We start from the raw sequence: 11494 nt of genomic DNA, 5'->3' as shown, positions 1-11494 counted from the left end.
GCGGCGAGTATGTTTAAGCGATACCTGCAAGTAACGAAGCCTGGCATCATTTTTGGCAACCTGATCTCCGTGATCGGCGGTTTCCTGCTGGCCTCCAAAGGTCACATCGACTATCCGCTGTTCGCCTGGACGTTGATCGGCGTGTCCCTGGTGGTCGCCTCGGGTTGTGTTTTCAACAACTATATCGATCGTGACATCGACCGTAAGATGGAGCGAACGAAGAACCGAGTGCTGGTTAAGGGACTGATTGCGCCAAAAACGTCACTGGTCTACGCCACCTTGCTGGGTCTCGCTGGCTTCATGCTGCTGTGGTTCGGCGCCAATCCCCTCGCCTGCTGGCTGGGGGTAATGGGGTTTGTGGTTTATGTCGGCGTTTACAGCCTGTACATGAAGCGCCACTCCGTTTACGGCACGCTGATTGGTTCACTCTCCGGCGCTGCGCCGCCGGTGATTGGCTACTGCGCAGTGACCGGTGATTTCGACAGCGGCGCACTGATTCTGCTGGCGATCTTCAGCCTGTGGCAGATGCCTCACTCCTACGCTATCGCGATTTTCCGCTTCAAGGATTATCAGGCAGCGAACATTCCGGTTCTGCCGGTGGTGAAAGGCATTGCGGTGGCGAAAAACCACATCACGCTGTACATCGTGGCGTTTGCTCTGGCCACATTGATGCTCTCCCTGGGCGGCTACGCTGGGTATAAATACCTGATCGTTGCCGCCGCAGTGAGCGTCTGGTGGCTTGGCATGGCGCTGCGCGGTTACAAAGTGGAAGATGATAAGGTCTGGGCGCGCAAGCTGTTCGGCTTCTCCATCATCGCCATTACCGCGCTCTCCGTGATGATGTCCGTTGATTTTATGGTGCCGAATTCTCAGAACCTGCTGACTTACGTCTGGTAAAGAGACACCGTTTGAAAAAACCTCGCTTCTGAACTGACCCCATAATGTTGGACGGTTTATATTAAGCGGCTATCAGGGCCTGGGTTCGGTACTCTACCGGACTCAGGCCTTTTAGTTTCTGTTTGATTCTTTCATGGTTGTAATAGTGGATATAGTCATCGATAGCCATGCGCAACTCGCTGATATCTCTATGGTCTGACAGGTAAAAACATTCAGATTTCAGCGTACCAAAGAAGCTTTCCATGACCGCATTGTCGTGACAGTTCCCCTTTCTTGACATGCTCTGTTTCAGACCACCTTCCTCAAGTCGCTTCTGATAATGCGCCATCTGGTACTGCCAGCCCTGATCTGAATGCAGTAGTGGGTATTCGTCTTTTCCCAGTATCGACATCGCTTTCGACAGCATCTCATCCACCATCGGCAACAGAGGCCGGGACGCCATCTCATACGCAACTATTTCTCCGTTATACAGATCCAGAACCGGAGACAGATACAGCTTTTCTCCATTGATTTTAAATTCTGTGACATCTGTTACCCACTTCTGATTGGGCTTATCCGCACTGAACTGCCGGTTCAGCACATTACCCGCAACTTTCCCGTACCGGCCTCTGTAGGAGTTGTATTTCTTCCTTCTGATACAACTGGTTAAATCTAACTCCTTCATTAGCCTCTGAACCGTTTTATGGTTCAGTAAGCTACCTTCCCGACGGCTCGCCAGCGTGATCCGCCGGTATCCATAACGTCCTTTATGTTTATGAAACAGCGTTAAAATACGCTGCTTATCACCGGCATATTTGTCTGGTTTTTTACCGCTGGCCTGTTGCCAGTAGAACGTGCTTCTCGCCAGCCCTGCCGCTTTTAACAGACGTATAAGGGAGAACTCCGGCCTTAACTCATTCACGATCTGCGCTTTATCCCGCGTTTTGACGTGTCTCTTTCCCTGAGTAAGGCTTGCAGCTTTTTTAGATATGCCACTTCAGCACGCAGTTGTTCAAGCTCCTCTCGCTCATCCGGGGCAAGAGGGACCTGCAAAGGAGGGACAGGGTGATTCTCAGGGCGTTCTGGCATCGTTTTTTTCCTGCGTCGGCTGTCAGTAAGGGCTTCTAATCCGCCTTCATCATACAGTCGTTCCCACTGTCGAACAGTGGAAAAGGCAGGGATAGTGAATTTTGCACAGATTTCGCGAACAGAAAGCCGGTGTTCACGCATATGAAGGATAACGGACTCTTTAAAGGCAGGAGAATAGGTGAAATGCCGGGTTGTCAGCCCGGCTTCGCCATGAATCTTCCAGGCTGCAGTCCACTTACGAACGGCACTGTGATCGATACCAAAACGCTTTGCAGTCGCTTGCTGCCCTTCCTGACCAGAAAGATAGTGCTGCACAACTTCAATCTTAAAGCTGAGAGAATACTTGCTCATAAAAAACTGCACCTTACTTCGTTGGGTGTCCAACTTTTGGGGTGCAGTTCACTTTCGGCGGGGTTTTTTATTGCCTGAAGAAAAGTGCCCAATATTGATGTTTTCCTAAATAGCGGCGAGGCCAGCGTTCAGGCAGTTCATTCGAGGAGAAGAGGTATAGAATCGCGGCGGGTGCTTGAGACTGTTTGTCTTGAGCATGATGCGAAAGGCAGATAGACAAAAGCCCCAGATAACATTCAGCGTCCGGCAAGACGCTTAACATTAATCTGAGGCCCCCAATACCCAACAGTATTAGGTTAGCCTCTTACCGACCTTAGGGTCAAGGAGAAGTAGCCTATGAAACGGTACTGTTGACAGGCATTCCAATTTTTTTCATCTGACTAACCCACCAGCATCGCCTGGGCGCTATACAGCAGATCCAGATGATCCCGGCACATCGCCTCCAGCGAGGTGCGCGACTGGTGGCTGGTCAAGCTCAACGCCCCCCAGTACAGCCCTTCCCTATCAGCAAGCGGTACGGCTATCACCAGCATGCCTATCTCAAACTCCTGCTCAATAGAGGCGTATCCCTGACGGCGTACCTGCGCGATACGCTCCATCAATGTTGGTACATCCGTCACCGTGTAAGGCGTTCGCTGCTCGCGGGTCACGCGCTGCAGTACAGCTTCACACTCCGCTTCCGGCAACGAAGCCAGCCATAACCTGCCGCCTGCGGTGCAGTGAATAGGCACCCGCTCACCCAGTCGCACAGAGGTTGAGTTAAACGGCGTGTGTTTGCTGCGGGCGATATAGACCAGCTCGTTGTCATCAATCACCCCAACTGACGCGTGTTCTTCGCTGCGGCTAGCCACGTACTCCACGATAGGCCGCACCATACGCGGGAACTGCGCGGAATCAACATAGGCCTGCCCCAGACGCAGCGTTTTCGCCATCAGCCAGTAGTAGCGCCCGTCGGTATCCAGATAGCCGTCATGCACCAGCGTCAGGAAAAACCGGCGGGCCGCGCTCTGCGTCAACCCGCTCATTTTCGCCGCCTGCGGCACCGTCAGCCGCGGGTTCGCCTTCGAAAAAAGCTGGATCAACGCCAGCCCTTTTTGCAACCCGACGATCAAATCGCGCTGATGAATCTCGTTTTGCATAGCTGTTCACACTTTTGCAACAGAGGGAGTCGATTACTGCGATTATCGCACTGCCGGTGCGATTAACAACCAACCTGTCCGAATTCTGCGTTGTCGCTCACTGCTTCCATTGAAATACTCAAGCAACAGTTTATTAACAAACGAGGTAAGCAATGGTCAGCGGATTTACTCAAGTCGTCGCCGTTATCGGGCATCCTATTACCCAGGTGAAATCACCGGACAACTTTAACCGCTACTTTGCCACTCAGGGCATGGACAAGGTGATGATCCCGGTCGATATCGCGCCGGAAGCCGTCGCCGATTACCTGAATGCCCTGCGCGGTTGGCAGAATATGAGCGGCATTCTGGTTACCGTACCGCATAAACAGCGTGTTGCCGGGCTGCTTGATACCCTCACGTCTCGCGCTCGCCATCTCAACGCCGTTAACGTGGTGCGCAAGCTGGCAGACGGCCGTTTAGAGGGTGACATGCTGGACGGCGTGGGCTTCCAGCGCGCGGCAGAAGCTCACGGTTTTAACCCTGCGGGTAAACGCGCCCTGCTTTCCGGTTGTGGCGGCGTCGGCAGCGCTATTGCCTGGGGACTGTGCGAAGCGGGTATCAGCCATCTCGCACTGTATGACCGCGATGACGCCAGTCGTCAGCGTCTGGAAAACCGTTTAGCCACCCATTTCCCTACCGTACATATCACTCTCCTTCCCGACTCGCTCTCGGAGATTGATCTGTTGGTCAACGGTTCTCCCGCTGGCATGGCGGGCTTCGACGCACTGCCGCTAAGTCAAAATCTGCTGGAGACATTAACGGCGGCCACTCACGTCGCCGACGTCGTCACCGCGCCGGTTATCACCCCGCTGCTGGCCTTTGCCAATGCGCGTGGTTGCCGTACACAAACCGGCCCGGAAATGGCGCTGGCGCAGATGCAGCTGATGGGGCAATTCATCGGTGCTATTGAACAACCAGACGAGGCCGCAGCATGAAAAGCTGGGATGTGATCGTGATTGGCAGCGGCGCGGCGGGTTTTGCCGCCGCCGTTACCGCCTGCTGCAAAGGTCTCTCGGTACTGATGCTGGAAAAGGCCCCGCATTTTGGCGGGACGTCAGCAATCTCCGGCGGCGCGGTGTGGATTAACGACACCGACCAGGCCCGTCGCCTTGGAAAAAGCGGCTCGCCAGAAGCAATAAAAACCTACCTGCGCACCATCATTGGCGAAGTGAACTACCGCCCAGACATGGTTGACGCCTTTGTCCATGCCGGGCGAGAAGCGCTGGCCTTTCTCGAACAGGAAGGCGCGGTGAAATACAGCCTACGCCCACTGTCGCCGGACTACTATCCGGATGAACCCGGCGGGGTGGACGTTGGCCGCGCGCTGGAAGTGGTGGAATATGATGGCCGCGAGCTGGGCCAACACTTTACCACCCTGCGCTCGCCCCCGCCGGGGATGCTGCTGTTTGGCGGCATGATGGTAAACCGCGTCGATATTCAGCACTTCCTCGATATGCGCCGCTCGTGGCGTTCGTTCCGTCACTGCGCCAGGCTACTACTCCGTTACGGGCGGGACCGTCTGCGACATCACCGAGGAACCCGTCTGGCGATGGGCAACGCGCTGATTGCCCGCATGGCAACGCTGGCGCTACGTAAAGGGCTGGAGCTGGAACTTAACGTGACGGTGAAATCGCTGGTCGAACAGAACGGTCGAGTGACCGGGGTTGAAATCGAACGCGATGGCCAAACGCTGACATTACACGCTCGTCGTGGCGTCGTACTTGCCGCCGGCGGTTTTGCCGCCGGGCGCATCGCTCCGCAGTTTCGCCCGGCGACGCAGCAGCACTACACCATGTCTCCCGCCACCAACGACGGCGCAGCATTCCAGTTGGGACTTGGCGTTGATGCCCGGCAAGGCGCAGATCTACCGTCGAACTTTTTCTGGGCTCCGGTCTCCGTACTGCGACGTCCGGACGGCAGCGAGGAGCGCTTCCCGCATCTGGTTACCGACCGTGCCAAACCGGGGGTGATCGCGGTTAACCAACGCGGCGTACGCTTCGTCAACGAATCAAACTCTTACCACCATTTCGCCAGCGCCATGCAGCAGCAGCCGGAAAACGCCCCATGCTACCTGTTGTGCGATGCCCAGGCGATGAAGCGCTATGGCCTGGGGCTGGCACGCCCGGCACCGGTTAACAACGACGCGTTGGTGAACGCCGGTTATCTGCATCAGGCCGAAAGCCTAAGCGAACTGGCACAGCAGTTAGGCATAGACCCGCAGCAGCTCGAACACACCGTTTCCCGCTACAACCAGCATGCAGCAAGCGGCAGCGATCCGGAATTTCATAAAGGCGGTAACAGCTATAACCGCGCGATGGGCGATGCGGCGCACAGTCCGAACGCCTGCAACGCGCCGCTGTTAAGCGCACCGTTCTATGCCATCAAGCTCTTTACCGGTGACTTAGGCACTTCACGCGGGCTGGTCACTACCGCCAACGCGCAGGTCATCAACCAGCAAGGCCAGCCTATTGGCGGTCTGTATGCGGTCGGCAACGATATGGATTCGATGATGGCGGGCACCTACCCCGGCCCAGGCATCACCCTCGGCCCAGCGCTCACCTTCGGCTATCTGGCCGCCATGCATATGACACAAGCATCCTCACTCACTTCAGGAGAAGCAGCATGATCTACGAAAAACGCACCTACACCATCAATCCTCTGAAAATGGCCGACTGGCTGGCGCTGTACAAAAGCGACGCCTTTGCGGTGCAAACCGAACACCTCGGCAAGCTGATTGGCTTTTTCTTTACTGAAATCGGCGTGGTCAATCAGGTGGTGCATATCTGGGCCTACGAGAGCCTGGACGACCGTCTGGTGCGCCGCGCGCGCATGTCCCAGGACGAGCGCTGGCTGACCTTCTCGCGGAAAAACCGCGAACTGGCAGCGGTTGAACGCCTGGAGTCGGTGCTGATGCGCCCTACCGATTTCTCGCCGCTGCAATAAGGAGTTTCCCATGAGCAGGCATGTAGAGGTAGATATGCTGGTGATTGGCTCCGGCGCCGCTGGGCTTTCTGCCGCCGTCACCGCCGCACTGCACGGTGCGCGGGTGCTGGTTGCCGAAAAAGAGTCAACGATCGGCGGCACCAGCGCCTGGTCGGGCGGTTGGCTGTGGATCCCGCAAAACCCGCTGGCCCGTGAGGAAGGCATCATAGAAGACGATGCCGCCCCGCTGAGCTATCTGCAGTCCGAGATGGAAGGCCTTCCTGCCGATGCACGCCTGCGCACCTTTTTACGCTACGGCCCGGAAATGGTGAATTTTTTCCGGCAAAACACCGCCGTGCAGTTTCTGTCCGGTAGCAAAATGCCTGACTTTCATAACAACACAGGCTTTGCCACCGGTGGTCGCTCCGTCACCGCCCAACCGTACGATGCCCGCGGACTAGGTGACTGGCTTCACCGCCTGCGCCCGCCGCTGGAGACCATCAGCCTTGCCGGCATGGGCATTGCGGGCGGTACGGATATGGCGCACTTCTTTAACGCGACGCGCTCACCGCGTTCGGCGCTGTACGCCGCTCGTCGCCTGGCGCGTCACGGCTGGCAACGCCTGCGCCACGGACGCGGCCGTCATCTGGTCAACGGCAACGCGTTGGTCGCGCGTCTTCTACGCTCAGCGCTCGACGCTAACGTCAGCTTTCAACTCAACGCCCCGGTCACTCGTTTATTAAGGGATGCCCAAGGCGTGACCGGCGCCATTCTCAGTAGCGATGATGGCGAGATCCAGGTTACGGCCCGCGCGGTGGTACTGGCCTGCGGTGGTTTTCCGCATGATAAACAGCGACTGGCCGAGCAGGTTCCGCACGCAGCGCAGGGTTACGGCCACTTCTCCGCTGCGCCACCGGGAAATCAGGGCGATGGCATTCGTCTTGGCGAAACCGCAGGCGGTCAGTTTGACGGCTCGCTTAAGCACCCGATGGCGTGGGCGCCGGTCTCCCGCGTCTCGCTTTCCAGCGGGCTACAGCTGGCGTTTCCGCACCTTGTTGAGCGCGCCAAACCGGGTTTTGTCGCGGTACGCAGTAACGGCAAGCGTTTCGTCAATGAGGCCGACTCCTACCACGACTTTATCGCCGCGCTGCTGGACGCCACGCCAGAGGGCGAAAAACCGGTGGCCTGGTTGATTGCCGATAGCCGCGCGCTGCACCGTTACGGTCTGGGTCACGCCCGCCCCACGCCGTTCCCGGTGAAGGCCTGGCTACGAACCGGCTATCTGCAAAGCGCCGACACGCTTGAAGCGCTGGCACAACAATGCGGCATTGACGGCTCCGTACTTAGCGATACCGTCGAACGCTTTAATGGCTTCGCCCGACAGGGGCGCGATGACGACTTCCAGCGCGGCGCATCGGCCTATAACTGTGCGCAGGGTGATGCCAGCCACCAGCCCAGCCCGACGCTGGGTGAGTTGAAACAGCCGCCTTACTATGGGGTACGCATCCTGCCCGGCTCGCTGGGATCATTCAGCGGCCTGAAAACCGACGAACAGGCGCGCGTTCTGGATGCCGAACAACACCCCATCCCCGGCCTGTTCGCCGTGGGCAACGATATGTCGAGCGTGATGCAGGGGTTCTACCCCAGCGGCGGCATCACGCTGGGCCCCGCCATGACCTTTGGTTACCTGGTGGGGAAAAATCTGTCCGCAAAAATAACATCTTAAAAATACGCATTTAGCCAGGGAAAGGCGCCAAACATAACAACAAACCTCACCTGCAACTGTACTGGAGTCTGTATGAATAGGCGTTCTCTCTCCCTTGCAGCACTAACCGTGCTGGACGTTTCACCGCCGGAACAGGTGCGCATCGCCGCGCTCACCGGCTACAGCCACGTTGGCATTCGCCTGTTACCCGCGACGCCAGACGACCCCAATTACGACATGCTTGGCGATACGCGTACGGTACGCGAAACGCTGGCTGCGCTCCGCGATACCGGTATTCGTGTCTCCGACGTGGAGATTGTGCGCTTGACGCCGGATTTCAGCCTCGATTCGCTGCATCCGTTCCTCGAAACCGCTGCCCGCCTGGAAGCCCAGCAGGTGCTGGTTGCCGGTAATGACGATAACCTTCCTCGCTGCGCGGAGAACCTGGCGACACTGACACAGGCAGGGGAAGCCTACGGCTTGACCATGAACCTGGAGCCGATGCCGTGGACTCATCTGCCCACGCTTGCCAGCGCGCAAAAGTTAATTGCCGCCAGCGGGCAGCGCAACGTCGGTATTCTGGTGGATGCCATTCACTTCTGGCGAGCAGGCGAGTCGTTAGAGGCACTCAGTGCACTCGCACCAGAGCAACTGAACTATATGCAACTCTGCGACGCCCCAGCGCGAATTCCCACGGATACCCAGGAGTTGATTTATCAGGCCCGCAGCGCGCGTCGTGTCCCGGGTGAAGGCGAGCTGGATCTCCACGGTCTGCTTGCGGCGCTCCCGCCGACCATTCCCGTCTCGGTAGAAGTGCCGCTGGCCGGCGCTCAGGGAGCACTTCCGGCACAACAACGCGCCCAGCTGCTGTTTAACGCTGCACAATCCTTCCTGTAAACAGGAGCTTGCCATGTCACAGACACAACGCCTGGATGTCAGAGAATTAATTAACACCAACCCGCTCAGCCGCTACCAGAAACTGGTTATTTTTCTCGGTTTTTGCGTCATTGCGCTGGACGGTTTTGATATCGCCATTATGGGTTTTATTGCCCCAACGCTGAAGCAGGAATGGGGCGTCAGTAACCATGAACTCGGCTTTGTTATTAGCACGGCGCTGATTGGCCTTGCGCTCGGCGCACTCTTCTCCGGCCCGCTTGCCGACTGGTTAGGGCGCAAAAAAATCATCATCAACAGCGTCTTCTTCTTCGGATTCTGGACCATCGCCACGGCGTTCTCCCAGAACATCGAACAGATGATCTTTTTCCGCTTTATGACCGGTTTAGGGCTGGGTGCTGCAATGCCCAATATGAGCACGCTGGTTTCGGAGTACGCGCCGGAGCGCCAGCGCTCGTTTATCATCACCGTTATCTTCTGCGGCTTTACCTTTGGCGCGGCCATCGGTGGATTTGCCGCCTCGTGGCTTATTCCTGAGTTTGGCTGGCACTCACTGATGGCGCTGGGCGGTGTGCTGCCGCTGTTATTCGCACCGGTACTTATCTGGAAACTGCCGGAATCGGCGCGCTTCCTGGTGATTAAGCAGGCTCCCGCCGCGCGAATACACGCTATCCTTCAGCGTTTTTTTCCCGGCCAGATCAGTGAAAATGTCAGTTTTATTCTGCCCCAGCAACCCATCAAGAGCAGCGCCATGCGCATTGTGCTGTCACGCGAATATCTGTTCGGCTCGTTGATGCTTTGGTTGGTCTATTTTATGGGGCTGTTTCTGGTCTATATCCTCGGCAGTTGGTTACCGACGCTAGTGAAAGAGATAGGCCTGACCGTCAGCCAGGCGGCGATAATGACCGCGATTTACCAGGCTGGCGGCACCGTCGGCTCGTTGTTCGCAGGCTGGTTGATGGACCGTATCGATCCGCACCGGGCGCTGGGGTTTATCTTCGCCGTGGGCGGTCTGTTCACCATGGCGATTGGCTACGCGGGGGTGAACTTCCCGCTGCTTTGTCTGCTGGCGTTTGTCAGCGGCGCCTGCCTTAACGGTGCAAATACCGGAATGAATGCCCTTTCCGCCCGTTTCTACCCCACCCAGGCTCGTGCGACCGGTTCAAGCTGGATGCACGGCGTCGGGCGAATCGGCGCCATTCTTAGCGCCTTTGCCGGTGCGGAAATGCTGGCGCTGGGGCTCGATTTTAAATCGGTGTTCCTGATCCTCGGCATTCCTGCAGCACTGACCGTCATCGGTCTGGCCGCCAAAGGCTACTGGGCGGCAAGCCCGACTAACGCGAAGCCAACCGTCACAACCACCCTGAGGAGCCCATCATGAATCGCATCCGTCTTGCCATCATCGGTGCAGGCGCTATCGGCCGCAAGCATATTGAGGTCATTCAGCAGACGCCAGAGGCGGACCTGGTCGCGCTGGCCGATCCGTCGCCGCAGGCTCAGGCGCTGGCGACATCGCTGGGCATAGCGTGGTATGCCGATATCAACGACATGCTGGATCAGGTCAATCCACAAGGAGTGATTAACGCCACGCCAAACACCCTGCACGTGCCGTGCGCTATTGCCTGCGTCGAGCGCGGTATTCCGGTGCTGGTGGAAAAGCCGGTCGCCGAATCGCCAGAACGTGCGCAAGCGCTGGTCGACGCCGCAGCGCAGCATGGTGTTCCCGTTTTGGTGGGCCACCACCGGCGGCACAACGCGCTGACGGCGGCGGCAAAGTCGCTTATCGACAGCGGTGAGCTGGGCAACATTGTGGCGGTCTCGGCGCACTGGATCCTGCAAAAGCCCGATGACTACTTTGACGTTGCCTGGCGTCGTGAACCGGGTGCCGGGCCGCTACTGGTAAATCTGGTGCACGATATCGATCTGCTGCGCTATCTTCTGGGGGAAATTGAGGAAGTGCAGGCGATGACCAGCAACGCCGGGCGCGGTTTCGCCAACGAAGACAGTGCCGTAGTCAACCTGCGCTTTGCCTGCGGAGCACTCGGCAGCGCGGTGCTCAGCGACTGCGGCGTCAGCCCGTGGAGCTGGGAGATGAACGCAGCAGAGAATGCGATTTACGCCCATACCCCAGAAAACTGCTACCTGATTTCCGGCAGCAAAGGGGCGCTGGCTATTCCGCAAATGCGCTGGTGGCGCTACGGTGAACAAAGCGGCTGGCATGCGCCGCTGCTGCAGGAGACGCTCGCCGTCGAGCCTATCGATCCCTTTATCCTGCAGTTGCGTCATTTCCTGCAGGTGATCGCCGGTAAGGCCGAGCCAATCATTGATGCGGCAGATGCTTTGCGTTCACTGAAAGTGATCGACGCCATTCGCCAGATATCGCAGAAAGCCGCCTGACCAGGCTTTGAACCCGGCGGCCCTGGTGCCGCCGGGTGATTGTTTCTGTCTCTATTCCGCACAAATGATTCAATAATGTAAT

General features: G+C 57.6%; 10 protein-coding genes. 8 read left to right on the top strand and 2 right to left on the bottom strand.

From position 1 onward, the window contains the following. Positions 1–9 precede the first annotated feature (9 nt). A complete protein-coding gene (cyoE, locus tag AB2B48_RS23325; RefSeq protein ID WP_185667152.1) occupies positions 10–897 on the top strand; it encodes a heme o synthase in 888 nt (295 codons plus the stop codon). A gap of 61 nt (positions 898–958) precedes the next feature. Here the strand turns inward: cyoE and AB2B48_RS23320 are convergent. Together AB2B48_RS23320 and AB2B48_RS23315 are read right to left on the bottom strand one after the other, a co-directional pair. Then, positions 959–2316, bottom strand: a protein-coding gene (locus AB2B48_RS23320) for an IS3 family transposase (RefSeq protein WP_130070613.1) whose coding sequence is annotated in 2 segments (ribosomal slippage) — positions 959–1854 and positions 1854–2316 — 1359 coding nt in all. Because the reading frame shifts where the segments join, the coding sequence is not laid out codon by codon here. 380 nt (positions 2317–2696) lie between these two features. Then, the gene (locus tag AB2B48_RS23315) at positions 2697–3455 is read right to left on the bottom strand and encodes an IclR family transcriptional regulator domain-containing protein (protein WP_368300391.1); all 759 of its coding nucleotides are present in this window, start codon (positions 3453–3455) and stop codon (positions 2697–2699) included. A gap of 152 nt (positions 3456–3607) precedes the next feature. Between AB2B48_RS23315 and AB2B48_RS23310 the strand changes: the two genes are divergently transcribed. The 7 genes from AB2B48_RS23310 (at position 3608) to AB2B48_RS23280 (ending at position 11412) form a co-directional block, all read left to right on the top strand. Further along, on the top strand, positions 3608–4429 hold the full coding sequence (locus AB2B48_RS23310; protein ID WP_368300390.1) for a shikimate dehydrogenase family protein: 822 nt from the start codon (positions 3608–3610) through the stop codon (positions 4427–4429). After that, complete coding sequence (locus tag AB2B48_RS23305; RefSeq protein ID WP_368300389.1) at positions 4426–6120, top strand: FAD-dependent oxidoreductase; 1695 nt, start codon at positions 4426–4428, stop codon at positions 6118–6120. Before AB2B48_RS23310 ends, AB2B48_RS23305 begins: the two co-directional genes overlap by 4 nt. Then, a complete protein-coding gene (locus tag AB2B48_RS23300) occupies positions 6117–6437 on the top strand; it encodes an NIPSNAP family protein (RefSeq protein WP_035894285.1) in 321 nt (106 codons plus the stop codon). Before AB2B48_RS23305 ends, AB2B48_RS23300 begins: the two co-directional genes overlap by 4 nt. Before the next feature lie 10 nt (positions 6438–6447). Further along, entirely contained in the window at positions 6448–8142 is a 1695-nt protein-coding gene (locus tag AB2B48_RS23295; protein WP_368300388.1) for an FAD-dependent oxidoreductase, read from the top strand. 72 nt (positions 8143–8214) lie between these two features. Then, positions 8215–9018, top strand: coding sequence for a sugar phosphate isomerase/epimerase family protein (locus AB2B48_RS23290; protein ID WP_368300387.1), 804 nt, complete (start codon positions 8215–8217; stop codon positions 9016–9018). Between the two features lie 13 nt (positions 9019–9031). Next, the gene (locus AB2B48_RS23285) at positions 9032–10396 is read left to right on the top strand and encodes an MFS transporter (protein ID WP_368300386.1); all 1365 of its coding nucleotides are present in this window, start codon (positions 9032–9034) and stop codon (positions 10394–10396) included. After that, positions 10393–11412, top strand: a complete 1020-nt coding sequence (locus AB2B48_RS23280; RefSeq protein ID WP_368300385.1) for a Gfo/Idh/MocA family protein — start codon at positions 10393–10395, stop codon at positions 11410–11412. The genes AB2B48_RS23285 and AB2B48_RS23280 overlap by 4 nt, the downstream gene beginning before the upstream one ends. Positions 11413–11494 lie beyond the last annotated feature (82 nt).

The sequence above is a fragment of the Kluyvera sichuanensis genome (assembly GCF_040930405.1).
Taxonomy (GTDB): domain Bacteria; phylum Pseudomonadota; class Gammaproteobacteria; order Enterobacterales; family Enterobacteriaceae; genus Kluyvera; species Kluyvera sichuanensis.
This window is presented reverse-complemented; position numbering and strand designations above follow the sequence as displayed.

What these genes read in the sequence shown, in the direction of transcription:
- cyoE (WP_185667152.1), top strand. Translation starts at nt 10, where the DNA reads ATGTTTAAGCGATACCTGCAAGTAACGAAGCCTGGCATCATTTTTGGC.
- AB2B48_RS23315 (WP_368300391.1), bottom strand. Translation starts at nt 3,455, where the DNA reads ATGCAAAACGAGATTCATCAGCGCGATTTGATCGTCGGGTTGCAAAAA.
- AB2B48_RS23310 (WP_368300390.1), top strand. Translation starts at nt 3,608, where the DNA reads ATGGTCAGCGGATTTACTCAAGTCGTCGCCGTTATCGGGCATCCTATT.
- AB2B48_RS23305 (WP_368300389.1), top strand. Translation starts at nt 4,426, where the DNA reads ATGAAAAGCTGGGATGTGATCGTGATTGGCAGCGGCGCGGCGGGTTTT.
- AB2B48_RS23300 (WP_035894285.1), top strand. Translation starts at nt 6,117, where the DNA reads ATGATCTACGAAAAACGCACCTACACCATCAATCCTCTGAAAATGGCC.
- AB2B48_RS23295 (WP_368300388.1), top strand. Translation starts at nt 6,448, where the DNA reads ATGAGCAGGCATGTAGAGGTAGATATGCTGGTGATTGGCTCCGGCGCC.
- AB2B48_RS23290 (WP_368300387.1), top strand. Translation starts at nt 8,215, where the DNA reads ATGAATAGGCGTTCTCTCTCCCTTGCAGCACTAACCGTGCTGGACGTT.
- AB2B48_RS23285 (WP_368300386.1), top strand. Translation starts at nt 9,032, where the DNA reads ATGTCACAGACACAACGCCTGGATGTCAGAGAATTAATTAACACCAAC.
- AB2B48_RS23280 (WP_368300385.1), top strand. Translation starts at nt 10,393, where the DNA reads ATGAATCGCATCCGTCTTGCCATCATCGGTGCAGGCGCTATCGGCCGC.